The organism is Methylobacterium oxalidis, assembly GCF_007992195.1.
GTDB lineage: Bacteria > Pseudomonadota > Alphaproteobacteria > Rhizobiales > Beijerinckiaceae > Methylobacterium > Methylobacterium oxalidis.
Genome location: NZ_BJZU01000004.1, coordinates 82,104 through 104,524, shown reverse-complemented (window position 1 = coordinate 104,524; position 22,421 = coordinate 82,104). Strand labels below are relative to the sequence as shown.

22 protein-coding genes are annotated in these 22,421 nt (G+C 70.7%); 10 read left to right on the top strand and 12 right to left on the bottom strand.

Annotation, left to right across the window (positions count from 1 at the left end):
• Positions 1–13 precede the first annotated feature (13 nt).
• Together MOX02_RS02140 and uvrB are read right to left on the bottom strand one after the other, a co-directional pair.
• Positions 14–376 carry a hypothetical protein gene (locus MOX02_RS02140; protein WP_147024076.1) on the bottom strand — a complete coding sequence of 121 codons (363 nt, stop codon included), beginning with the start codon at positions 374–376 and terminating at the stop codon, positions 14–16.
• Between the two features lie 93 nt (positions 377–469).
• Positions 470–3,172, bottom strand: a complete 2,703-nt coding sequence (gene uvrB / locus MOX02_RS02135) for an excinuclease ABC subunit UvrB (RefSeq protein WP_147024075.1) — start codon at positions 3,170–3,172, stop codon at positions 470–472.
• 383 nt (positions 3,173–3,555) lie between these two features.
• Here uvrB and MOX02_RS02130 point away from each other — a divergent pair, with 383 nt between their 5' ends.
• Positions 3,556–4,083: an ankyrin repeat domain-containing protein gene (locus MOX02_RS02130; protein WP_147024074.1), complete on the top strand. Its 528-nt coding sequence runs from the start codon at positions 3,556–3,558 to the stop codon at positions 4,081–4,083.
• The gene (locus tag MOX02_RS02125) at positions 4,080–5,840 is read left to right on the top strand and encodes a pyrroloquinoline quinone-dependent dehydrogenase (protein ID WP_373866705.1); all 1,761 of its coding nucleotides are present in this window, start codon (positions 4,080–4,082) and stop codon (positions 5,838–5,840) included. Before MOX02_RS02130 ends, MOX02_RS02125 begins: the two co-directional genes overlap by 4 nt.
• A 6-nt stretch (positions 5,841–5,846) precedes the next feature.
• On the opposite strand, the gene MOX02_RS02120 is transcribed toward MOX02_RS02125, so the two are convergent.
• Entirely contained in the window at positions 5,847–7,172 is a 1,326-nt protein-coding gene (locus MOX02_RS02120) for an O-antigen ligase family protein (protein WP_238179666.1), read from the bottom strand.
• Between the two features lie 137 nt (positions 7,173–7,309).
• The gene (locus MOX02_RS02115) at positions 7,310–7,735 is read right to left on the bottom strand and encodes a DUF6894 family protein (protein ID WP_147024073.1); all 426 of its coding nucleotides are present in this window, start codon (positions 7,733–7,735) and stop codon (positions 7,310–7,312) included.
• 152 nt (positions 7,736–7,887) lie between these two features.
• Between MOX02_RS02115 and MOX02_RS02110 the strand changes: the two genes are divergently transcribed.
• Positions 7,888–8,646 (top strand): Crp/Fnr family transcriptional regulator, encoded by a 759-nt coding sequence (locus MOX02_RS02110; RefSeq protein WP_147024072.1) that lies wholly within the window; start codon positions 7,888–7,890, stop codon positions 8,644–8,646.
• 12 nt (positions 8,647–8,658) lie between these two features.
• Here MOX02_RS02110 and MOX02_RS02105 read toward each other — a convergent pair whose 3' ends face one another.
• Both MOX02_RS02105 and MOX02_RS02100 read right to left on the bottom strand, forming a co-directional pair.
• Positions 8,659–9,567: an alpha/beta hydrolase gene (locus MOX02_RS02105; RefSeq protein ID WP_147024071.1), complete on the bottom strand. Its 909-nt coding sequence runs from the start codon at positions 9,565–9,567 to the stop codon at positions 8,659–8,661.
• Between the two features lie 98 nt (positions 9,568–9,665).
• Positions 9,666–10,625, bottom strand: coding sequence for a lytic transglycosylase domain-containing protein (locus MOX02_RS02100; protein WP_147024070.1), 960 nt, complete (start codon positions 10,623–10,625; stop codon positions 9,666–9,668).
• A gap of 149 nt (positions 10,626–10,774) precedes the next feature.
• Here MOX02_RS02100 and MOX02_RS02095 point away from each other — a divergent pair, with 149 nt between their 5' ends.
• Both MOX02_RS02095 and MOX02_RS02090 read left to right on the top strand, forming a co-directional pair.
• Positions 10,775–12,403, top strand: coding sequence for an ABC transporter ATP-binding protein (locus tag MOX02_RS02095; protein ID WP_147024069.1), 1,629 nt, complete (start codon positions 10,775–10,777; stop codon positions 12,401–12,403).
• A 10-nt stretch (positions 12,404–12,413) separates the two neighbouring features.
• A complete protein-coding gene (locus tag MOX02_RS02090) occupies positions 12,414–13,634 on the top strand; it encodes a phosphopentomutase (RefSeq protein WP_147024068.1) in 1,221 nt (406 codons plus the stop codon).
• 244 nt (positions 13,635–13,878) lie between these two features.
• Here MOX02_RS02090 and MOX02_RS02085 read toward each other — a convergent pair whose 3' ends face one another.
• On the bottom strand, positions 13,879–14,181 hold the full coding sequence (locus MOX02_RS02085; RefSeq protein WP_147024067.1) for a hypothetical protein: 303 nt from the start codon (positions 14,179–14,181) through the stop codon (positions 13,879–13,881).
• Positions 14,182–14,432: 251 nt separating this feature from the next.
• Here MOX02_RS02085 and MOX02_RS02080 point away from each other — a divergent pair, with 251 nt between their 5' ends.
• The 5 genes from MOX02_RS02080 to MOX02_RS02060 all read left to right on the top strand — a co-directional run bounded on the left by MOX02_RS02080 (position 14,433) and on the right by MOX02_RS02060 (position 17,979).
• Positions 14,433–15,059: a TetR/AcrR family transcriptional regulator gene (locus MOX02_RS02080; RefSeq protein ID WP_147024066.1), complete on the top strand. Its 627-nt coding sequence runs from the start codon at positions 14,433–14,435 to the stop codon at positions 15,057–15,059.
• A gap of 113 nt (positions 15,060–15,172) precedes the next feature.
• A complete protein-coding gene (locus MOX02_RS02075) occupies positions 15,173–15,637 on the top strand; it encodes a DUF2852 domain-containing protein (protein WP_147024065.1) in 465 nt (154 codons plus the stop codon).
• A gap of 120 nt (positions 15,638–15,757) precedes the next feature.
• Complete coding sequence (gene upp, locus MOX02_RS02070) at positions 15,758–16,399, top strand: uracil phosphoribosyltransferase (RefSeq protein ID WP_147024064.1); 642 nt, start codon at positions 15,758–15,760, stop codon at positions 16,397–16,399.
• 128 nt (positions 16,400–16,527) lie between these two features.
• Positions 16,528–17,544, top strand: a complete 1,017-nt coding sequence (locus MOX02_RS02065; RefSeq protein WP_147024063.1) for an NAD(P)H-quinone oxidoreductase — start codon at positions 16,528–16,530, stop codon at positions 17,542–17,544.
• 132 nt (positions 17,545–17,676) lie between these two features.
• Entirely contained in the window at positions 17,677–17,979 is a 303-nt protein-coding gene (locus MOX02_RS02060; RefSeq protein WP_147024062.1) for a hypothetical protein, read from the top strand.
• A gap of 30 nt (positions 17,980–18,009) precedes the next feature.
• Here the strand turns inward: MOX02_RS02060 and MOX02_RS02055 are convergent, their stop codons facing one another.
• The 5 genes from MOX02_RS02055 to MOX02_RS02035 form a co-directional block, all read right to left on the bottom strand.
• A complete protein-coding gene (locus MOX02_RS02055) occupies positions 18,010–18,891 on the bottom strand; it encodes a 3-hydroxybutyryl-CoA dehydrogenase (RefSeq protein WP_147024061.1) in 882 nt (293 codons plus the stop codon).
• Positions 18,892–19,087: 196 nt separating this feature from the next.
• Positions 19,088–20,035, bottom strand: a complete 948-nt coding sequence (locus tag MOX02_RS02050; RefSeq protein ID WP_147024060.1) for an electron transfer flavoprotein subunit alpha/FixB family protein — start codon at positions 20,033–20,035, stop codon at positions 19,088–19,090.
• Between the two features lie 99 nt (positions 20,036–20,134).
• Positions 20,135–20,884 (bottom strand): electron transfer flavoprotein subunit beta/FixA family protein, encoded by a 750-nt coding sequence (locus tag MOX02_RS02045; RefSeq protein WP_147024059.1) that lies wholly within the window; start codon positions 20,882–20,884, stop codon positions 20,135–20,137.
• A gap of 217 nt (positions 20,885–21,101) precedes the next feature.
• The gene (locus tag MOX02_RS02040; protein WP_147024058.1) at positions 21,102–21,674 is read right to left on the bottom strand and encodes a cob(I)yrinic acid a,c-diamide adenosyltransferase; all 573 of its coding nucleotides are present in this window, start codon (positions 21,672–21,674) and stop codon (positions 21,102–21,104) included.
• 34 nt (positions 21,675–21,708) lie between these two features.
• On the bottom strand, positions 21,709–22,347 hold the full coding sequence (locus MOX02_RS02035) for an acyloxyacyl hydrolase (RefSeq protein ID WP_147024057.1): 639 nt from the start codon (positions 22,345–22,347) through the stop codon (positions 21,709–21,711).
• Positions 22,348–22,421 lie beyond the last annotated feature (74 nt).

Genomic DNA, 22,421 nt, shown 5'->3' with positions numbered 1-22,421 from the left:
GGAGCCGTCCGGGCTACTCGCGGCGACCGCGCGCGCGGTCGCTCTTCGGCAGGTGGTCGAGGGGGTTCGTCACGGAGCCCTTGCCGCCCTCCGAGGAGGACATCACCGTAGTGCTGGGGCGCATCGCGCTCGGCGGCGCCACGCCGCCGGGGCCGCGGGTATCGGCCGCGCTCTCGCCGCCCTTCAGGGTCGGGAAGTCGGAGGGCAGGGTCGAGGCGGTCGGCTGGTCGCGCCGGCTGTCGACGCTCTGCGCCTTGGCCGGCACGGCGATGGCGGCGGTGGCGGCGACGAGGAGGCCGCCGAGGAACAGCCCCGTGGCCGCGCCACCGGCGCGGGGACGAAGGCTGCGACGAAGGCTGCGGCGGGAGGAGGTCACGGCGGGCGCTCCGGGGCAGGCAAGGTGGGCCGCAAGGGGCTGCGGCGTCGTGCCTAAGGAAAGCGCGAGCCTCCTCCCGGTTCCAGCCCGCCCTCAGCGGCCGCGACGGCCCTTGTATTTCGGGCGCTGGCCGCCGACCCCTTGCGTCGAGCGCGCCTTCGGCCGCTCCTGCCACTGGGGTGCGGGGCCGCCGACCGGTAACTCGCGGTCGGTGCCCGGGCCCATGTCGTCGAGGCTGGGCTTGGCGATCCGGCTGCCGCCGGAGGGCGCCCCCTTGCGCCCGCGCTCGCCGAAGCGGCCGGCTTCGCGCTCGACGTCCGCCTGCCGAGCCATCGGGTCGTCAGCGACGAGAAGCTCGGTGGCCTGGAGCCGCTTGAGCTCGTCGCGCAGCCGCGCCGCCTCCTCGAAGTCGAGATCGGCCGCGGCCGCCCGCATCCGCTTCTCGAGGTCGGCCAGCACGGCCTTCAAATTGTGGCCGACCGTGACCGCGTCCTTGGCGAGGCCCGTGTCGACCTGGACATGGTCGCGCTCGAACACGCTGTCGAGGATGTCGGCGATGCCGCGCTTGACCGATTGCGGGGTGATGCCGTGCTCGGCGTTGTAGGCGAGCTGCTTCTGGCGCCGCCGCTCGGTCTCGGCCATCGCCCGCTCCATCGAGCCGGTGACCTGATCGGCATAGAGGATGCAGCGGGCCTCGGCGTTGCGGGCCGCGCGTCCGATCGTCTGCACCAGCGAGGTCTCGGAGCGGAGGAAGCCCTCCTTGTCCGCGTCGAGGATGGCGACGAGGGCGCATTCGGGGATGTCGAGGCCCTCGCGCAGCAGGTTGATGCCGATGAGCACGTCGAAGGCGCCGAGCCGCAGGTCGCGGATGATCTCGATGCGCTCCAGCGTGTCGATGTCCGAGTGCATGTAGCGCACCCGCACCCCGTTCTCGTGCAGGTACTCGGTGAGGTCCTCGGCCATGCGCTTCGTCAGGGTGGTCACGAGCGTGCGGTAGCCGGCCTGGGCGACCTCGCGGACCTCGCCGAGGAGGTCGTCGACCTGGCTCCGGGCCGGGCGCACCTCGATCACCGGATCGACGAGGCCAGTCGGGCGGATCACCTGCTCGGCGAACACGCCCGCCGTGCGCTCCATCTCCCACTTGCCCGGCGTCGCCGAGACGTGGACCGATTGCGGGCGCATCGCGTCCCATTCCTCGAAGCGCAGGGGGCGGTTGTCGAGGCAGGAGGGCAGGCGGAAGCCGTACTCGGCGAGCGTCGCCTTGCGGCGGAAGTCGCCCCGGTACATGCCGCCGATCTGCGGCACCGTGACGTGGCTCTCGTCCGTGAAGACGATAGCGTTGTCGGGCAGGTACTCGAACAGCGTCGGCGGCGGCTCGCCGGGCTTGCGGCCCGTGAGGTAGCGGGAATAGTTCTCGATGCCGTTGCAGGAGCCCGTCGCCTCGATCATCTCGATGTCGAAGGTGCAGCGCTGCTCGATGCGCTGCGCCTCGATCAGGCGGCCCATCCGGGTCAGCTCCTCGACGCGGCTCTTCAGCTCCGTCTTGATCCCCTTGATCGCCTGCTGCAGCGTCGGGCGCGGCGTCACGTAGTGGCTGTTGGCGTAGACCTTCACGAACTTCAGCTCGTTGATCTTCTTGCCCGTGAGCGGGTCGAACTCGACGATCGATTCGATCTCGTCGCCGAACAGCCCGATCCGCCAGCCGCGATCCTCCAGGTGGGCGGGCCACAGCTCGATCACGTCGCCGCGCACCCGGAAGGTGCCGCGGGCGAAGTCCGACTGGATGCGCTTGTACTGCAGCGCCACGAGGTCGGCGATGAGCTGGCGCTGCTCGATCTTCTCGCCGAGGCTCACGGTGAAGGACATCGCCGTGTAGGTCTCGACCGAGCCGATGCCATAGATGCACGAGACCGAGGCGACGATGATCACGTCGTCCCGCTCCAGGAGGGCGCGGGTCGCCGCGTGGCGCATGCGGTCAATCTGCTCGTTGATCGAGCTCTCCTTCTCGATGAACGTGTCCGATCGCGGGACGTAGGCCTCCGGCTGGTAGTAGTCGTAGTAGGAGACGAAGTACTCGACCGCGTTGTCGGGAAAGAAGCTCTTGAACTCGCCGTAGAGCTGCGCGGCCAGCGTCTTGTTCGGCGCGAGGATCAGCGCCGGGCGCTGCGTCTCCTCGATCACCTTGGCCATGGTGAAGGTCTTGCCCGAGCCCGTGACGCCGAGCAGCACCTGGTCGCGCTCGGCCCCCTTCACGCCCGCGACGAGTTCGGCGATGGCGGTCGGCTGGTCGCCCGCCGGAGTGAAATCGGACTTGAGCCGGAAGGCGACGCCGCCCTCCGATTTCTGCGGGCGCTCCGGCCGGTGCGGCACCCAGGTCTGGCCGTCCTTGAAGAGCGGGTTGCCCTCGGTCAGGAGCCTCTGGAGCGCGTCGACCGTGGCGGAGACGCCGTCGGCAGCGAGCGACGTCTGCCCGTCCTCGACCGCGCCCTCGGGGGCCGGCCCGTCCTCGCCGTCGCGAAGGCCGAGCGCCTGGGCGAGCCGCGGATCGACGTCGGCGGCATTGCCGTGCGCGAAGCTCGCCTGCGGCACCTCGGTAAAGCCCGTTCCGGCGGCCGGACCAGGCTTGCCCCCGCGGCCCTTGCGCTTCGGCTCGGCGGCCTCGGCACGGGATGGCTCGGGCAGGCGGTTCCGGTTCAGCGCCGGGTTCAGCAACTCGGCCAGGAACGGGTCGAGCGGCTTCAGCTCGGGCTTCTCGGCCTTGCCCGAGGCGTGGCGGGGCTTTCTGGAACTCGGCATGTTCAGAATATGGCGACTCGGGCCCTCGCCGGAAAGGGCGGTGCCCCCGGCCTCAGCTCAGCTCCACGCCACGGCGATCACGTCGCCGTCGGGAAGCGAGAGGATTCCGGTCATCCGCGGCGCGGCGATGGCCGCGTGTCACGAATGGGCAGCTGCAGCCTCTGAATTCTCGTCCGGGCATCGAGCCGTGGAGAAGGACACGCCGCACGCCGCCGCGAGATCGTGCATCGAGCAGCCGAGAGGGCTCGCGCCGCTCGCAGGTGGCTCCCCTCACCCGCCTGCTCCAACCTGTCGCTGACCCGCGGACTGTCCGCGCCGCTGGACAGCCGGGGCGCTCGGCTCCAGATGCGGCAGGACCGGACCCTGCCGATCCCGAGATGCCGATGTCCTCCGATCCGAACACGCCGCCCGCCCTCGACGACGAGACCATCGCCTTCGCCGGCCGGGTCTTCCAGATGGCCCGGATGGGGCACGCCGACGAACTGGCCACCCTGTTCGACCAGGGTCTGCCCGCGAACCTGCGCAACGACAAGGGGGACACCCTGCTGATGCTCGCGGCCTATAACGGGCAGGAGGCAGCGGCCCGCACGATCCTGGAAGCCGGCGGCGACCCCGAGCTCGCCAACGATCGCGGCCAGACGCCGCTCGCGGGCGCCGCCTTCAAGGGGGAGACTGCCATCGCGAGGCTCCTGCTCGACCACGGCGCCGCGGTCGACGGTCTCGGCGACGGCAGCCGCACGGCTCTGATGGTCGCCGCGATGTTCAACCGGACCGAGCTGGTCGATCTCCTCCTCGCTCACGGCGCCGATCCCAGCCGGCGCGATGCCGGCGGCCAGACCGCGGCCGAGGTGGCGCAGGCGATGGGCGCCCCGGACACGCCGGGTCAGCTCGCCCGGGCGGCGCGGTCGTGAGCCGGCGCCTCGCCGCGGCGGCCCTGGCACTGGCCGCCCTCGTCCCCTGCGCCGCTTGGAGCGCGGACTGGCCGATGTTCGGGGGCGACGCCTCAAACCGGCACCACGCGGATCTCGCGCAGATCGACCGCGGCAACGTGGCCCGGCTGCGCCCGGCCTGGATCTTCCAGACCGGAATCACCGGCTACTTCCAGGCCGAGCCCGTCATCGTCGAGGGCGTGATGTACGTCTCGGCGACCGGCAACCACGTGGCCGCCCTCGACGCGAAGACCGGCCGGGTGATCTGGACCTACACGCACAGGGTGCGGACGGAGAAGATCTTCGGTCCGCCCTCGAATCGGGGCGTCGCGGTCTCCGACGGCCTCGTCTACGAGGCGACGATGGACGGGCGCGTGATCGCCCTCGACGCGAAGACCGGCCGCCTCGTCTGGGACCGGGAGGCAGTGCGCCCGGAGGAGGGCGAGACCGAGACCGCCTCGGTGCTGGCCGCGCAGCTCGGCGACAAGCCGGTGCAGGGCTCGAGCCGCCTCGGCTTCAAGATGCCGCCCCTCGTGGCGGAAGGCCTCGTCATCGTCGGCGTGACGGGGGCGGGCTACGGGCTGCACGTGGAGGACGCCGGGGGCGGCCTCGACGGCGGATCCGTCGTCGGCATCGAGGGCGGTTACGGCCGCCGCGGCTGGCTCGCCGCCTACGACGCCCGAACCGGCGAGGAGCGCTGGCGCTGGTACGTCACGAAGGCCGACGGCTGGGAGGGCGATTACCGCACGACGACGCCGGACGGCGTGCCGCTCCACCGCGACATCGCCGCTGAGAAGGCGGCGGCACCCCAATACGCCGAGGCATGGCGGGTCGGCGGGGGCTCCCTCTGGATGACGCCGGCCTTCGACCCGGATCTCGGCCTAATCTATCTCGGCACCGGCAACCCGGCGCCGCAGAATTTCGGCCTGACGCGCCCGGGCGACAACCTCTACACGATGAGCCTCGTCGCCCTCGACGTGCGCACGGGCGCGTTGCGCTGGCACTTCCAGCAGGTTCCCCATGAGGAGTGGGGCTACGACGTGGCGAGCCCGCCCTTCCTCCTCGACCACGCGACGGCCGAGGGGCCGGTCAAGGCGGTGGCGCAGGCGAGCAAGACGGGCTGGATCTACGTGCACGATCGCGCGACCGGCCGCCTGCTCGCCCGCTCCGAGCCGGTGATAGCGCACAAGAACCTCTACGCCCCGCCGACGCCTGAGGGCACGGTGGTGAGCCCCGGCCCCCTCGGGGCGATTTCCTGGCATCCGGTCGCCTACGACCCGGTCGCGGCCCGCGCCTTCGCCCAGGTCCGGCACGGGGCGGCCACCTACACGGTCAAGACCGTGCCCGCGGCGAGCGGTCGCCCGGAGATCCGCTACACCGAGACGAGCGAGGCGCGCGGCGAGCCGGCCTTCAGCACGCTCACCGCGGTCGATCTCGGGGCGGGCGGGCGGATCGCATGGTCGGTGAAGGCGGGGAGCCGGCTGTCCGGGGGCACACTCTCGACCTCCGGCGGCCTCGTCTTCTCGGGCGAGGAGGACGGGCACCTCGACGCGCACGATGCGCGCGACGGGCGCATCCTGTGGCGCTTTCAGTGCGGGGCCGGGATCAGCGGGCCGCCGGTGACCTACACGGTCGACGGGCGGCAATACGTGGCGGTCGCGGCCGGCGGCTCGTCCTTCACCAAGGCCTCGGGCTTCGGCACCGGCGACGCCCTAGTGGTGTTCGCCCTGCCGGAGTGAGCCGCCTCAGCCTCGGACCAGCGCGTGCTGCGTGCGCATGCGCAGCCCGAAGATCGCGAGCATCACCATGCAGCAGGTCGGATTGTTGCCGTTGAACAGCACCGATTCGAACGAGGCCGAGATCATCGCGAAGAACCACAGGCGCAGGAACAGCATCGTGGTCGGGTCGAGGGGCCGGTCGGCCGCGATCCGGTTCAGGTCGCGCAAGGGGCCGTAGACGTAGGCGAGCAGCGCGAGGACGAGGCCGGGGAAGCCCGTGGTCAGGGCCGAGTCCAGGAATGCGTTGTGCGCGTGGCGCGCCGAGTTCACCCAGGTCGAGATCGTGGCGCTGCCGTACATCGTGCGCTCGGTGAGCCAGAAGGCACCGTAGCCCCAGCCCTGCAGCGGCCGGTTGAGGATGTTCTCGACGGCGAATTGCCAGATCTCGCTGCGACCCGTGAAGGTCGCGTCCTTGAGGAGGGCTTCAAGCACCTCCTTCACCGGCGGAATGAAGACCGACCCGATCGAGATCACCGAGAAGGCGAGGATCGGCGCGACGAGGAGGAGGACGCGCAGCACGCGGCCGCGGACCACCTGGCACAGGCTGGTGACGACGAGGATGACCGGCAGCGTCGCCATCGCGGTCTTCGAGCCCGCGCCGACGAGGAAGATCGCGGAGAGCACCACGATCGTCCAGCCGTAGAACCGGCTCGCCGTCGCCGCGACGTAGAGACCGACGAGGATCAGGATCACCATCACCGAGCCGGCCTCGTTCTTGTGCGGGAAGATCCCGCGCCAGAGGCCCGCGTGGTCCGGCTCCGCCTGCACGTCGAAGGCCGAGTGGACCGCGAGGTGCGGGACGAGGGCGACCGCCAGGAAGGAGGAGACGACGATGATGAGCGCGCTTCCCGCGAGCGTCAGCGCGAACTGGCGCGCCGAGCGCGCCACGACCAGGACGCCCGCTGCGAGCATCGCGGCGATGAGGAGCAGGATCGAGCGCCGGATCGAGAGCAGCGGCTCGACGGAGGTCAGGATGGTGAGTGCGAGCCAGCCGGCGCACAGGAGGATCGGCCAGCTGAGGAGCGGCCGCAGGCGCTCGAGGCCGAGGTGCCAGAGGGCGGCTGCCATGGCGAGCCCGAGCCCGATGAAGGTGGCCTGCGTCAGGAAGCTGCCGGACTCGGCCGCCTCCAGCAGCGAGCGGTCGCTGAGGTCCGAGAACCAGAGATGGTTCCAGAACACGACGATGACCGTGCCGTTCAGCGCGACCCGCATCCAGTCCGGGATGTCCCGGGTGGCCGGAGCGGCGCGGCTCTCGGCGATCCTGCCGGCGTCGATCTCTGCAGCCGATGACACGGGACGCGGCCTCACGGGCTGGTTGGCGGGCGCGGCCCGGCGAAGCCGTATTCTAGCGCGGGGCGCGACGGTCTCCGCGGGTCATGTCGCCGCTGTGCCCGGCTTTCGGATCGTAAGGTTGATGGATCGGGCGAAGCTCAGGCCCGGTGCATCGTTCGCGGGTCGCGGTCCCTGGATCGGAGACGGTCGAGGAGTTCCCGGGTCCGGGACAGGTTGGCGCATAGGGCCTCCCGCTGCTGGTGCAGCAGCGCGATCAGGTGCCGGGTCCGCTCGATCTCGGCGCCTGCGCCCCGTCCGCCCCGGTGCCGCGCCGGGACGGAGTTCCGGTCGAGGACTTCCGCGAACGGGACGTCCATCAGGAGGCGTCCCTCGCGATCCGCGATCTCAAAATCGTAGCGCAGGAGCTCAACCCGCGGCATCCCGGCCTGGATCAGGTCGACAGCCATCTCCGCGATCGCCCGGCAGACGTCGAGATAGGCCTCGTCGAGACCCGTGAACGGGACGCCCTCCGTGTCCCACTGGAGCCCGTGCGGGGTACGCAGATGAAAGTAATAGTGGGGCATTCGGTGGCCCAGCCACGTTCGTGGAGCGGATCGAACGATCCGTGATGAATCAATACGCAGGCCCACCGCCCAAGTTTCAAAGTTCACATACGTAAGTTTTTGGGTCCGAGGTCGTGCTAGTGTGGTTGCGCTTCCGCGTCGCAGTGGTGGGCATGCCGCAGCACCTCATCCGCAAGCTCGAACAGTTTACGCGCCTGTCCGCGTCGAACCGGCAGGCTGTTGTGAATACCGCGACGCAGAAGGTCCGGTTCCTCGGCGCCCATCAGGACATCATCAGCGAGGGCGACGCGCCCGAGCACGTCAACCTGATCCTGGAGGGCTGGGCCTACCGCTACAAGCAGCTGGAGGACGGGCGCCGGCAGATCATCTCGTTCTTCCTGCCCGGCGACCTGTGCGACCCGCACGTCTTCGTCCTGCGCGAGATGGACCACGCGATCGGCACCATCACGCCCGTGCGGCTGGCCGAGATCCACCGCGACCAGATGCTCCGTCTGACCGACGAGCACCCGCGCATCACGCAGGCGCTCTGGTGGGAGACACTGGTGACGGCGGCGATCCAGCGGGAGTGGACGGTCAACCTCGGCCAGCGCACCGGCCTGGAGCGGATCGGGCACCTCCTGTGCGAGCTGTTCATCCGGCTGCGCGGGGTCGGGCTGACGGAGGGCGACAGCTGCCTGCTGCCGGTCACCCAGGTGGAGCTCGGCGATGCGACGGGCCTGTCGAACGTGCACGTCAACCGGGTGCTGCAGGAGTTGCGCGCGAGCGGCCTGATCGTGCTGCGTGGCAAGCGCCTGTCGATCCCGGACCTGCGCGCGCTCCAGGCCGTCGCACAGTTCAACGTGAACTACCTGCACCTCGACCGCGAGGGCCGCCACCTCGACGCGAACGAATCCGAGCGCGTCAGCGCCTGACCCCTCGGCACGTCAGTACCGGACGCCCACCGTCATCTGCTGTCGCGGCATGGCCTGCGCCTTGAGGAAGGCGGCCATCTCGGCGAGTTCGGGCGCCTTCGAGCGGAAGGTCACGGACAGCGCGAGCAGTGTGTCGGTGTGGTCGAGCCCCGGATAGATCCGCTCCTGCACCGGCACGCGGGCGGCACGGAGCTTCGCCGCGAGGCTCCGTGTGTTGCGCGGGCGGACGACCGTGTCGGCCTCGCCGGTCGCCAGGAAGGCGGGCGGCGAGTGCGGCCCGGCGAAGGTCACGGGCTGGGTTCGGGCCGGATCGGGCGCCTGCCCGAAGACCCGTTTCGAGGTGTCGTGGTCGAAGGGGTGGAAGTCGTAGGGGCCTGAGAGCCCCGCCACGGCCCGGATCACCTTGGGGTCGACGCCCTCCGCCCGCAGGTAGCGCGGATCGAGGCCGAGCATCACCGCGTTGTAGGCGCCCGCCGAGTGCCCGGCGAGCACGATCCGGCGCGGATCGCCGCCATACTCCGCGATGTTGTCCCGCACCCAGGCGATCGCCGCCGCCCCGTCCTCCAGGAAGCCCGGGAAGGCCGCTTCCGGGTAGAGCCGATAGTCGGGCAGCACGGTCACGAAGCCCTGCGCCGCGAGGGCGTGGCCCACGAAGGCGTAATCCTCCTTGGCTCCGCTCTGCCAGGAGCCGCCGTAGAAGAACACCAGCACCGGCGCGTGCTCGGGCGCATCCACGGGCACGAACACGTCGAGGCGGCGACGCGGGTTCTCGCCGAAGGGCTGGTTGCGCAGGGCTTGGCGGCCGCCGTTGTCCCGCGGTCCCAGCGCGTCGAACAGCGCGAGCGGCGAGCAGCCGCCCATCCCGAGCGCCGCGAGGGCGAGGCAGACGAGGCTGGCGATCGCGGTGAAGGCTCTGAGCATGCATCTCTCTGTTTCGCGCCGAGTCGCGTGATCGCACGCCGGTCGGGGCGGATTCATGGCCAAGGTATGGTTTCGGACGGACAGCGGCCCGGCGCGGGTCAGGTCTTCAGGACGATGCAGGCCCCGCCCACGGTGCGGATCTTGCCGCACAAGCCGTCGGCCGCCTGACGGCTCTGGGCCGGGATGCGGATGCGGTAGAAGGCGCGGGTGCCGCGGTTGCGCAGGCGGGTGCCGATGATCATCGGGCGGACCTCGCCGATCACGCTTGCGTAGAGGTTGCGCGCCCGCGAGAAGCTCTGGAGCGCCAGCGCCTTCGAGAAGTTGCCCGCGAGCTGGATGCCCCAGGGCGCGGCCGGCCCTTCGTTGAGGCCGAGCGCGAACCGGTCTCCGCGCGATGGCACGCGCAACGCCGCCGTCACCTGCAGGCAGGTCTGCGGCGCGTCCGCAGATGCCTCGGCCTTCGCCGTCTTCTCCTCCGGCTTCTCGCCCGCCTTCCCGGCGGCCTCTGGCCTGTCGGCGGGCTTGTCCTTGGCGGACTGCGCCGGCCTGCCCTCCGGCGGCCCCAGCTCGACCGTGGCGGAGCCGGGACGCCAATCCTCCGCCGGTCGCCCCGTGATCGCGTAGACGTAGGAGCGCGTCTCCGCGGGCAGGCCGCCGGAGCCGGCAAGCCAGTTGGCGACGCGGGTCGGGCCGCCGTTGTAGGCGGCCGCCGCGAGGCCGAGATTGCCGAACTGGCGCCTGTGATCGGACAGGAGGTGCGCCGCGTGCGGGATGGCCTGCTCCGGGTCGAACGGGTCGAGGAGACCGCGCTCGCGGGCGGTGCCCGGCATGAACTGCGCCACGCCCTGCGCGCCCGCCGGGCTGACGACGCCGACGCGGAAGCTGCTCTCCCGCCAGATCAGCCGCGTCAGGAACGGGACGGGCAGCCCGTGCGTGCGCGCGGACCCTTCGATCAGCCGGCAGAGCGCCTGCTCGACGGTCTCGGTCGCGCCCTCCGAGGGCACCGCGTGCGCGGGCATCGGGAGGAGAAGAGCGGCGGCGAGCGCGGGCCCGAACATCTTGGCTGCTAAGATCACGGGGCGGTTAATAGCGCCGTGAGCCGCCCGATCAATCCGCGCATCGGTCATTCGGCCGCCCCGCTCCGCGTTCGCCCTCGGGCCCGCCCGCGCTATAAGCAACGGCACAGCCGTGTCCGCCCGGGATGTCGATGTCCGAACCCCTCCTCTCCGTCGAAGACCTGTCGGTGGCCTTCCGCACCCGCGAGGGGGAGGTTCGCGCGGTCGACGGCGTCAGCTTCACGATCGAACCCGGCGAGACCGTGGCGCTCGTCGGCGAGTCCGGCTCCGGCAAGTCCGTCACCGCCCTCTCGATCCTGCGCCTCCTCGACGGGGCGGCCCACCACCCGGGCGGGCGCATCGTCTTCAAGGGACGCGACCTCCTGAGCCTGCGCGAGCGCGAGATGCGCGCCGTGCGCGGTGCCGACATCACCATGGTGTTCCAGGAGCCGATGACCTCGCTCAACCCGCTGCACACGATCCAGCGGCAGATCGGCGAGGTGCTGGCCCTCCACCGCGGCCTGACCGGGCGGAAGGCCCGGGCCCGCATCCTCGAGCTGCTCGAACTCGTCGGCCTGCGCGACGCGGAGCGCCGCATGGGCGCCTACCCGCACGAGCTCTCGGGTGGCCAGCGCCAGCGCGTGATGATCGCGATGGCGCTCGCCTGCGAGCCGGATCTCCTCGTGGCCGACGAGCCCACCACCGCCCTCGACGTGACGGTGCAGGCCCAGATCCTCTCGCTGCTCGCCGACCTGCAGAAGCGCCTCGGCATGGCGATGCTGTTCATCACCCACGATCTCGGCATCGTGCAGCGGGTCGCCGCCCGCGTCTGCGTGATGCTGCGCGGGCGCATCGTCGAGGCGGGGCCGGTGGCCGAGGTGTTCGCGCGCCCGCGCCACGAGTACACGCAGCGCCTGATCGCCTCCGAGCCGCGGGGATACGCCAATCCGGTGCCCTCGGACGCACCCTTCCTCGTGGAGGCCGGCCCGCTCAAGGTCTGGTTCCCGCTGAAGGAGGGCATCTTCCGCCGCACCACCGGCCACGTGAAGGCGGTCGACGGGGTGAAGCTCCTCGTGCGTGAGGGAGAGACGGTGGGCGTCGTCGGCGAGTCGGGTTCGGGCAAGACGACGCTCGGCCTCGCCCTCCTGCGGCTGACCGGATCGGAAGGGCCGATCGTCTTCCTCGGGCAGAAGATCAGCCGCTACGGCGTCGCCGAGATGCGGCCGCTGCGCCGGGACATGCAGGTGGTCTTCCAGGACCCCTACGGCTCGCTCTCCCCCCGCATGTCGGTGGCCGACATCGTGGCCGAGGGCCTCGTCGTGCAGGGGCAGATCCGTTCCTCGGCGGAGCGCCGGGCGGTGGTGGCGCAGGCGCTCGCCGACGTCGGTCTCGACCCGGCCACGATGGACCGCTACCCGCACGAGTTCTCCGGCGGCCAGCGCCAGCGCATCGCCATCGCCCGGGCGATGGTGCTGAAGCCCCGCTTCGTCGTCCTCGACGAGCCGACTTCGGCCCTCGACCGCTCGGTGCAGGCGCAGATCGTGACCCTGCTGCGCGACCTGCAGCGGGAGCGCAAGCTCGCCTATCTGTTCATCAGCCACGACCTCAAGGTGGTGCGGGCGCTCGCCAACTACGTCCTCGTCATGCAGCACGGGCAGGTGGTGGAGGAGGGACCGGCGGACCAGATCTTCGCCCGCCCGCAGACCGAGTACACCCGCACCCTGTTCTCCGCGGCCTTCGCCCTGGAGAGCCGCGAGCTCGCCGATACCGAGATCGCCTGAGGGAAGGCCGATGCCACGCGCCCTGCTCATCGTGCTCGATTCCGTCGGCATCGGCGGGGCGCCGGACGGCGCGCGCTACGGCGACGCGGGCTCGGACACGGTCGGCCACATCGCGGAGGGCTGCGCGGCCGGGCGCGGCGACCGGGCACCGCTGCGTGCCGGTCCCTTGCGCCTTCCGCACCTGACGGAGCGGGGTCTGGGCCTTGCCGCCCGCGGCGCGACGGGCCGGGTGCCACCGGGCCTCGAGCCGGGCGCACTCCCGCGCGGCGCCTACGGGCACGCCGTCGAGACGGCGGCGGGCAAGGACACGCCCTCCGGTCACTGGGAGATCGTCGGCCTGCCGATGCTCGAGGATTGGGGGCACTTTCCCGACGCGCAGCCGGCATTCCCGCCGGAGCTGACCCGGGCGCTGATCGAGGCGGGCGGCCTTCCCGGCATCCTCGGCGACCGCCACGCCTCGGGCATCGCGATCATCGACGCGCTCGGAGCCGAGCACGTCCGCACGGGCCGGCCGATCTGCTACACCTCCGCCGACAGCGTCTTCCAGATCGCCGCCCACGAGGAGAGCTTCGGGCTGGAGCGTCTCTACGAGCTCTGCCGGGTCGCCCGCGATCTCTGCGACGCCTACCGTGTCGGGCGTGTCATCGCACGGCCCTTCGTCGGCTCGGAGGCGACGGGGTTCCGGCGCACCGGCAACCGCAAGGACTTCGCCGTCACGCCGCCCGCGCCGACCCTGCTCGACATCCTCGCGGAAGCCGGGCGCGCGGTGGTGAGCGTGGGCAAGATCGGCGACATCTTCGCCCACCGGGCGACCGGCCGTGAGATCAAGCCGGGCGGCAACGACGCCTGCCTGACCGCGGCGCTCGCAGCCTTCCTCGACCTGCCGGACGGCGGCCTCGTCTTCGTGAACCTCGTGGATTTCGACACCGAGTTCGGCCACCGCCGCGACCTCCCGGGCTACGCCGCCGAGCTCGAGGCGTTCGATGCGCGCGTGCCGGAGATCGACGCGGTGCTCCGGCCGGGCGACCTCTGCATCGTCACGGCCGACCACGGCAACGACCCGACTTGGACCGGCACCGAGCACACCCGCGAGCAGGTGCCGGTCCTCGCCTTCGGTCCGGGCATCGCGGTCCGCGATCTCGGGAGGCGGGAGAGCTTCGCCGATATCGGCGCCTCGGTCGCCGCGCATCTCGGCGTGCGGGCGCCCGAGCACGGAACGTCCTGGCTCTGACGGACGCTGACGGAACCAGGTCCTCGCCCTCTCCCGCACGGTAGAGGGAACCCGGGACCTATCATTTCAGGGCAGCACCGGCGGAGCCGGCGCCCACCTCTCCCGTTCGGGAGGTCTGAGGCGGCGTGAGCCGACCGGGTGCGGGGTGCGACCTCTCCGGACAACGCGCACCCCTCACCCCAACCCTCTCCCGAGCGGGAGGGGGGCAGGTCGCGCCCTATCAGGGCGCCGGTCCGGGCCGGGATCACACCGTCCCGACCGCGCGTCGCTGGCTTTCCTCCTCCGCCACCGCCGCGATATCGGCGGCCTCGATCGACTCCATCGGACGCCGGATGCGGAAGGCCCGGGTCGGCTCGCGGTCCCGCATGACCAGGACCACGGTCTCGATGTCCGGGCAGCCGGGATCCGGGCAGGCGATGGCGTTGAGCGTGAGCGCGTCCGCGGGGCCGAGCGCGAGCGCCGTCGCGATCTCGGCCTTCAGGCGGCCCGCGAGCGCGGCCTGCTCCGCCGAGCGGGCCTTCCAGGCTTTCAGGCTGACGAAGGCCATCGGCTCAGCGCGCGGGCCGGCCGCGGGTGGGAAGAGCGGTCACAGTCGAGGCGGTGTCACGGAGCTGCATCACGACACCGTTACAGGCGCCCCTAGTCTGCCTCAAGACGCATCGGCGCCGATCTCTCCTGTCTACTGTTGCACAATGCGGGTCGAAAACGACGTCTGCCGTGCTAGGGGAGAGGTCGAGGCTGAAACCATGCGGCCGCTCGTTCGTATGCCGATGGGCGAAGGCGTGTGAGGAGAACCCTGTGCGACCCTGGCGCGACGGACCGGGCGACCGGCGCAGCTACCATCACGGGAACCTGAAGGAAGCCCTTATCGAGGCAGCCAGGCGCTTCATCGCCGAGCGGGGCGTCGGCGGGTTCACGCTGGTCGATGCGGCCCGCCTCGTCGGCGTTACGCCGGCCGCACTCTACCGCCATTTCCGCGGGCGCGAGGCGCTACTGGAGGAGGTGGCGGGCCGCGGCTTCGCCGACCTCGCCGAGCGGCTCGCCCGGGCGCTCACCTCCCGCGGCACGCCGCTCGAGCGCTTCACGCGCATGGGCGAGGCCTACCTCGCCTTTGCCGAGGAGGAGCCCGGCTATTACGCGGCGATCTTCGAGACGCGCAGCGTCCAGCCCGGACCCGAGATCCCGGGCCGGCCGAGCCCGTTCGACCTGCTCGTCGAGGCGCTGCAATCGACCTTTCCGGAAGGGTTCGGCGGCGTCGCTCCGCGGTTCATAGCCCTCGAGGTCTGGGCCCTCTCGCACGGGCTCGCGACCCTCTCGGCGGCAGGCCAGCTGCCGAAGGGGCCGGGCGTGCCCGACAAGTACGAGCTGCTGCGGGCGGGAGTCCTCGCGCTGGTCCACGGGGCGCAGGCTGCGCGAACCAACTGAGCGAAGGTGCGGCAACTGTGCCGCTCCGCGAAATCGCCGTGCGGGTGCCCTTGAAACACCGATCCGGCACCCGCATGTGAATGTGGTTCACATTAACATCGGAGCCGTGAACCGTGAGCTTCTCCTCCACTTCCTCTTGGTCGAGCGGCAAGGTGTGCCGCAGCGGCCCCTTCCCGCGCCGCTCCATCGAGATCGGCGCGATCGTCGTGAGCTTCATCTACTGGTGGCCCCTCGCGGTCGCCTACATCGCCTGGAAGCTCGCGGGCTACCCGGCGCTCGCCGAGATGCGCGACCTCGCCAGCCGCGGCGTGTCCTCTTGGAACGGCGGGCCACGCCCCGCCTCCCGCTTCGCCCGCGCCTTCGAGGCGGCGAACGGCGCTTCCGGCAACTGGGCCTTCGACGAGTACCGCAAGGCCGAGCTCGATCGCCTCGACGCGCAGCGCCGCGCGCTCCAGGAGGAGAGCCGGGCCTTCGCCGAGTTCGTCGAGGAGCTGAAGCGCGCCAAGGACCGCGAGCAGTTCGACGCCTTCATGGCCAAGCGCCGCGCGCAGGGGCCGGGCGGTACCGCGAACGTCTGATCGAACCCGCATCGACGCCGAAAATCCGGGCTTCCCGCCTCGCGGCGGGGAGCCCGTCTTGCATGTGGGCGGCGTTGCGCCTTTCGTGTCCGGGGCGCGTCACGGCGGGAGAGGATCGGCATGCAAGCGCAGCCAGCGACAGTCACGGTGGTCGACCACCCCCTGGTGCAGCACAAGCTGACCCTGATGCGCGATAGGCAGCGCTCCACGCAGGGATTCCGGCGCCTCCTCAACGAGATCGGCATGCTGCTCGCCTACGAGGTGACGCGCGACCTGCCGCTGGAGCCCGTGACTATCGAGACGCCGCTCCAGGCGATGGAGGGGCGCCAGATCCAGGGCAAGAAGCTCGTCCTCGCGCCGATCCTGCGAGCGGGCGTCGGCTTCCTCGACGGGATGCTGTCGCTGCTGCCCTCGGCCCGCGTGGCGCATGTGGGCCTCTACCGAGATCCCGAGACGCTGGAGGCCGTGGAGTACTACTTCAAGGCGCCGTCCGACCTCGCCGACCGCACCGTGCTGGTGCTCGACCCGATGCTCGCCACAGCCAATTCCGCGGTCGCCGCCCTGGAGCGGCTGAAGCAGCGCGGCGCGCAGGACCTGCGCTTCGTCTGCCTGCTCGCCGCGCCCGAGGGAATCGCTCGGCTGCAGGCGGCCCATCCCGACGTGCCGATCTGGACCGCGGCGATCGACAGCCACCTCAACGAACACGGCTACATCGTGCCGGGCCTCGGCGACGCGGGCGACCGCATGTACGGCACCCGCTGAGCGGGCCCTGGCATGCCGAAGGCGTGCACCGGGCGGTCCCTGCCCTTGCCAAGGGGGCGGTGGGCCGCAACTAAGGGCGCGACGAGAACCCCGCTCCACCCGGGCCCCGACACCAGGAGAATCTCTCGATGCCAGCCACCGGCAGCCTGCCCGAGACCATGCGCCAGATCCGCTTCGCCGGAGCCGGCGGCCCGGAGGTGATCGCCGTAGAGACGGCCCCCGTGCCGGCGCCCGCGACGGGGCAGGTGCTGATCGAGGTGGCGGCCGCCGGCGTGAATCGGCCCGACGTGATGCAGCGGCTCGGCAATTACCCGCCGCCGAAGGGCGCCACCGAGATTCCGGGGCTCGAGGTGGCCGGGCGGATCGCGGCGCTCGGCGAGGGCGTCTCCGGGCTCGCGGTGGGCGACGAGGTCTGCGCGCTCACGATCAGCGGCGGCTACGCCGAGTTCGCGGTGGCCGAGGCCGGCCAGTGCCTGCCGAAGCCGAAGCCTCTGTCGCTGGTCGAGGCGGCGGGCGTGCCCGAGACCTTCTTCACGGTCTACTCGAACGTGATCCAGCGCGGCCGGCTCAAGGCGGGGGAGACCTTCCTCGTCCACGGCGGGTCGAGCGGCATCGGCTCCACGGCGATCCAGATGGCCAAGCGCCACGGTGCCCGCGTTCTCGTCACGGCTGGCTCGGACGAGAAGTGCCGCTTCTGCGAGGAGCTCGGGGCGGAGGCCGCGATCAACTACCGCGAGGCAGACTTCGTGGAAGAGGTGAAGCGCCTCACCGAGGGCAGGGGCGTCGACGTGATCCTCGACATGATCGGCGCGAGCTACCTTCAGAAGAACCTCTCGTCGCTCGCCGTCGAGGGCCGCCTCGTGATGATCGCCCTGATGGGCGGCTACAAGGTCGAGGGCCTCAACATCACGCCGGTCATGCTGAAGCGGCTGACCTTCACGGGCTCGACGCTCAGGGCCCGCCCGAAGGGCGAGAAGGCTGAGATCGCGCAGGGGCTGCGGCGGGACGTCTGGCCGGACCTCGACGCCGGAACAATCCGGCCGGTGATCCACGCGACCTTCCCCCTGGAGGAGGCGGCCAAGGCGCACGCGCTGATGGAGTCGAGCGCGCATCTCGGCAAGATCATGCTGGTGACGGGGCGCTGAGGCGCCCGCCATCCCCAGCCGTAAGACCTGAAGGAGGAACTTGCCCCTGCAACCCCGCGTTTTCGGCCGTCACGATCGCGTGTCGATCCCGAAGATTCACCCGCCTTTGAGGGCGGAAAGACGAGGTTTCAGATGGCTGAACGGCTTCCCGACGAGAATGCGCGCCAAGGATCCCGGGGCAAGCCCGTCCTCTACGTCCTGCTCGCGAGCCTCGTGCTGCTCGCGATCGCGACAGTGGGCCTGCTGACCTGGAACAGCGCGAATTCACCGAAGGACTACGCGAGCCAGAGCCAGGACGCCTCCCGCAAGGAGGTGACGGGCTCTGTCACCGGCAAGTCCAACGCGCCCGCCTCCTCGAACAGCGGCGGCGTTCCGACCGAGAACCCGGCCTACCCGCAGCCGGCTCAGCCGAACGCCAGTGGCAACGCCCGCTGATCCTGGAATAGAGAAAGCGTGCCGGCCCGCTCAGCGGGTCGGCACCGGATGCTCGCCGCGGTAATCGTAGAAGCCGCGCTTCGTCTTGCGGCCGAGCCAGCCCGCCTCGACGTACTTCACGAGGAGCGGGCAGGGCCGGTACTTCGAGTCCGCCAGCCCCTCGTAGAGTACCTGCATCACCGACAGGCAGGTATCGAGGCCGATGAAATCGGCGAGCTGCAGCGGGCCCATCGGGTGGTTCGCGCCGAGCTTCATCGCCGTGTCGATCGCCTCGACGGAGCCGACACCCTCGTAGAGCGTGTAGATCGCCTCGTTGATCATCGGCAGCAGGATGCGGTTGACGATGAAGGCTGGGAAATCCTCCGACATCGTCGAGGTCTTTCCGAGCTTGCCGATGAAAGCCTTCGCGGATTCGTAGGTCGAATCCTCGGTGGCGATGCCCCGGATCAGCTCGACGAGCTGCATCACCGGCACCGGATTCATGAAATGGATGCCGATGAACCGCTCCGGCCGGTCCGTCGCGGCGGCGAGCCGTGTGATCGAGATGGAGGAGGTGTTCGTCGCCACCAGCGCGTCGGGCTTCAGCTGCGCGCAGAGCGCCGAGAAGATCTGGCGCTTCGTCGCCTCGTCCTCGGTTGCCGCTTCGATCACGAGGTCGCTCGGGGCGAGATCCGCGAAGCTCTCGGCAGGAACGATGCGCTCGCGCGCGGCCCGGCGCTGCTCCTCGGTGATCTGCCCCTTGGAGACGGCGCGCGCGAGGTGCCCGTCGATCGTCGCCAGCCCGGCCGTGATCCGGTCCGCGTCGCGATCGTTCAGCAGGACATCGAGACCGGCCACCGCGCAGACCTGGGCGATGCCGCTGCCCATCTGTCCCGCGCCGACGATGCCGATCCTGTTGATGTCGATACTCATGTCAGCCCTGCGCCCCCGCCGCCCGGCCCGGCGGGCCGTGCCAATGTACCGGACGACGCCGAAGGCCACCGAGGTATGCCAAATACGCGTCGCATCAGATTCTTAGAACATTCCCGCGCCGTGGTGGAGCCCATTCGCGTAGGGGAAGCGGGCGGATGCGGAGAGAAGCACCCGCCCGAATGATCGGAGTGCAGGCTCAGCCCTTGGCCTTGCCGATCTCGGCCTGAAGTTCGGGCACGATCTGGAACAGGTCGCCGACCAGGCCGTAATCCGCCACCTGGAAGATCGGCGCGTCTTCGTCCTTGTTGATCGCGACGATCACCTTGGAGTCCTTCATGCCGGCGAGGTGCTGGATCGCGCCCGAGATGCCCACCGCCACGTAGAGGTCGGGCGCCACGACCTTGCCGGTCTGGCCCACCTGCCAGTCGTTCGGCGCGTAGCCCGCGTCCACTGCCGCGCGGGAAGCGCCCACGGCCGCGCCGAGCGAATCGGCCAGGGGCTCGATCAGCTCCTTGAATTTCTCGGCCGAGCCGAGGGAGCGCCCGCCGGAGACGATGATGCGGGCCGCCGCGAGCTCGGGCCGGTCGGACTTGGCGATCTCCTCGCCCTTGAAGGACGAGCCGCCGGCCGCCGGCGCCGCCGCCGAGATGGCCTCGACCGTGGCCGAGCCGCCCTCGCCCGCGGCCTTGAAGGCGGCGGTGCGCACGGTGATGACCTTCTTGCCGGCAGGCGCCTGCACGGTCTGGATCGCGTTGCCGGCGTAGATCGGCCGCTCGAACGTGTCGGGCGAGACGACCTTGATGATGTCGGAGACCTGCGCGACGTCGAGGAGCGCCGCCACCCGCGGCAGCACGTTCTTGCCCGTGGTCGAGGCCGCCGCCACGATCGCCTCGTAGGGCTCGGCGATCGCGGCGATCAGCGCCGCGGTCGGCTCGGCGAGGAGGTGGTCGTAGGTCGCATCCTCGCTGTTGAGGACCTTCTCGACGCCTTCCAGCTTGGCCGCGGCCTCGGCTGCCGGCTTGGAGCCGGAGCCCAGCACCAGGGCGTGGACAGGCTGCCCGAGTTGGCCGGCGGCGGTGAGAGCCTTGAGGCTCGCATCACGCACGGCGCCGTTCTCGTGCTCGATCAGAAGGAGGTTGGCCATGGCTTGTTCGGACCTCGGATGGTCGGCCCGGGATCCCGAGGGACCGCGCACGGGCGAGAGTGACGGGAACGGGACGGGGCGACCGGGCCGCCCCGCCGGTCAGAGGACGCCGGCCTCGACCTTGAGCTTCTGGACGAGCTCGGCCGCCGAGGCGACCTTCACGCCGGCCTTGCGGCCCGGCGGCTCCTCGGTCTTGAGCACGGTCAGGCGCGGGGTGACGTCGACGCCGAGGGCGTCGGGCGCCATCTCCTCCAGCGGCTTCTTCTTCGCCTTCATGATGTTGGGCAGGCTCGCGTAGCGCGGCTCGTTGAGGCGCAGATCCGTGGTGACGACCGCCGGCAGCTTGAGGGCGACGGTCTGCAGGCCGCCGTCGACCTCGCGGGTCACGTCGATGCTGCCCTCGCCGAACTCGACCTTGAAGGCGAAGGTGCCCTGCGGCCAGCCGAGCAGCGCGGCGAGCATCTGGCCGGTCTGGTTCGAATCGTCGTCGATCGCCTGCTTGCCGAGGATGACGAGCTCGGGGCTCTCCTTCTCGACCACGGCCTTGAGGAGCTTGGCGACGGCGAGCGGCTCGCAGTTGACGTCGGTCTTGACCAGGATCGCCCGGTCGGCGCCCATGGCCAGCGCCGTGCGCAGCGTCTCCTGGGCAGCCTGCGGGCCGATCGAGACGGCCACGATCTCGGTGACCTTGCCTTTCTCCTTCAGGCGGATCGCCTCCTCGACGGCGATCTCGTCGAAGGGGTTCATCGACATCTTGACGTTCGACAGCTCGACGCCCGAGCCGTCCGCCTTGACGCGGATCTTGACGTTGTAGTCGACGACCCGCTTGACGGGCACCAGAACCTTCATGGCGGTCTCAATCCTCCGCGCGGGACATCGTGGACGGGCCGGCGCATGCTTCCGCGCGGCCTCATTGCGATCTCAAGGGATCGAACCCCGCTTGTGCAGGGCGGCGGACCGTAACGGCCACATTTCCGCCTTGTCAACGCATGCGCGAAAGGCGCGGCGCCGCGATGCGGCAAACGCGATGTGCGGGCACGTTTTGAAAACGCGGTACGGCGACCGGCTAGCGGTTCTTGCCTGGAACCCAGAGGACGTCCTGGGCTCCGTTCGCGTTGGCGGCACGGCTCGCCACGAACAGGAAGTCGGACAGCCGGTTGAGGTACTGCAAGGCTTCCGGAGAGATGCGCTCGGCCTCGATCGCGGAGAGCTCGACCGCGAGGCGCTCGGCGCGCCGGCAGACGGTGCGGGCGAGATGGAGCGCGGCGGCGGCAGGCGTGCCGCCGGGCAGGACGAAGGATTTCAGGGGTGCGAGATCGGCGTTCAGCGCGTCGATGTCGGCCTCGAGGCGCTTCACCTGGGCCGCGACGATGCGCAGCGGCTCGTAGGCCGGCGGCTCGGGCCCCTCGGGCGTGGCGAGGTCCGCCCCGAGGTCGAACAGGTCGTTCTGGATCGCGGCGAGCATCGCGTCGATGCGCGGCTCGGCGTGGAGGCGGGCGAGCCCGATGCAGGCGTTGGTCTCATCGACGGTGCCGTACGTCTCGACCCGGAGGTCGGCCTTCGAGCGGCGCTCGCCGTTCGCCAGCGCGGTCGTGCCCTTGTCGCCCGTGCGGGTGTAGATGCGGTTCAGCGTGACCACGGCGCCCAGACGCTCCCTGAGGACGAGCCTCTGCTCAGAAGGTGTAGCCGATCTTGCCGCCGAAATTGGTCAGGCCGCGGTTCTCGACGCACAGACCGGCATTCGACATGTGCTCGACGGTCGCCATGATGCTCCAATGCTCGGTGATGCGGAAGCCGAGCGCCGCCGCCTCGCGGAACAGCGGGTTGCAGCCGAGCGCGTTGAAGCCCGGCGGCACGAGGCCCTTCGGGCCGGTGACGCCGTTGTGGAAGCCGACGCCGAAGAAGCCCTCGAGGAACACGATGTTGTTCAGGGTCTGCGGGAACAGGTCCACCGTCCAGGTGGCGCCGAGATAGCCGTAGCTGGTGCGGCCACCGAAATTGTAGCTGCCGCCCGCGGTCGGGCGCGGCACGAAGGCCTGCCAGAACGGGTCGACGCTCACCAGCGGCTTCGCGAACAGGATCTCGCCGTTGATGTTCGAGGTGTTGCGTTCCGCGCTGCCCGGATCCTGCACGGACCCGCCGATGCGCACCTCGGAGACGATGCTCATGGGGCGGACCGGAGCCGCGTAGTAGGCGGTGGGCGCGGGCGGCAACGCCCGCCCGAGATCCGCCGCGCTCCCGGGAGTGCCGGCGAGGGTGGCCGCCGAGAGGGCGAGCGCGCCGACGAGGGAACGGGGGGACCGAGCGATCATGCGGGCAGAATCCGGTTGTACCGCATGTGCCTAGCACGCGGCCCGAGCAGCCGGCAGTCGGCGCTCCGCCTCGG

Excerpts from the sequence above, each read along its gene's own strand:
- MOX02_RS02105 (WP_147024071.1), bottom strand. The coding sequence starts at position 9,567 with ATGCTCAGAGCCTTCACCGCGATCGCCAGCCTCGTCTGCCTCGCCCTC.
- MOX02_RS02110 (WP_147024072.1), top strand. The coding sequence starts at position 7,888 with ATGCCGCAGCACCTCATCCGCAAGCTCGAACAGTTTACGCGCCTGTCC.
- MOX02_RS02130 (WP_147024074.1), top strand. The coding sequence starts at position 3,556 with ATGTCCTCCGATCCGAACACGCCGCCCGCCCTCGACGACGAGACCATC.
- uvrB (WP_147024075.1), bottom strand. The coding sequence starts at position 3,172 with ATGCCGAGTTCCAGAAAGCCCCGCCACGCCTCGGGCAAGGCCGAGAAG.
- MOX02_RS02060 (WP_147024062.1), top strand. The coding sequence starts at position 17,677 with ATGGCTGAACGGCTTCCCGACGAGAATGCGCGCCAAGGATCCCGGGGC.
- upp (WP_147024064.1), top strand. The coding sequence starts at position 15,758 with ATGCAAGCGCAGCCAGCGACAGTCACGGTGGTCGACCACCCCCTGGTG.
- MOX02_RS02045 (WP_147024059.1), bottom strand. The coding sequence starts at position 20,884 with ATGAAGGTTCTGGTGCCCGTCAAGCGGGTCGTCGACTACAACGTCAAG.
- MOX02_RS02085 (WP_147024067.1), bottom strand. The coding sequence starts at position 14,181 with ATGGCCTTCGTCAGCCTGAAAGCCTGGAAGGCCCGCTCGGCGGAGCAG.
- MOX02_RS02035 (WP_147024057.1), bottom strand. The coding sequence starts at position 22,347 with ATGATCGCTCGGTCCCCCCGTTCCCTCGTCGGCGCGCTCGCCCTCTCG.
- MOX02_RS02055 (WP_147024061.1), bottom strand. The coding sequence starts at position 18,891 with ATGAGTATCGACATCAACAGGATCGGCATCGTCGGCGCGGGACAGATG.
- MOX02_RS02065 (WP_147024063.1), top strand. The coding sequence starts at position 16,528 with ATGCCAGCCACCGGCAGCCTGCCCGAGACCATGCGCCAGATCCGCTTC.
- MOX02_RS02050 (WP_147024060.1), bottom strand. The coding sequence starts at position 20,035 with ATGGCCAACCTCCTTCTGATCGAGCACGAGAACGGCGCCGTGCGTGAT.
- MOX02_RS02090 (WP_147024068.1), top strand. The coding sequence starts at position 12,414 with ATGCCACGCGCCCTGCTCATCGTGCTCGATTCCGTCGGCATCGGCGGG.
- MOX02_RS02095 (WP_147024069.1), top strand. The coding sequence starts at position 10,775 with ATGTCCGAACCCCTCCTCTCCGTCGAAGACCTGTCGGTGGCCTTCCGC.
- MOX02_RS02100 (WP_147024070.1), bottom strand. The coding sequence starts at position 10,625 with ATGTTCGGGCCCGCGCTCGCCGCCGCTCTTCTCCTCCCGATGCCCGCG.
- MOX02_RS02115 (WP_147024073.1), bottom strand. The coding sequence starts at position 7,735 with ATGCCCCACTATTACTTTCATCTGCGTACCCCGCACGGGCTCCAGTGG.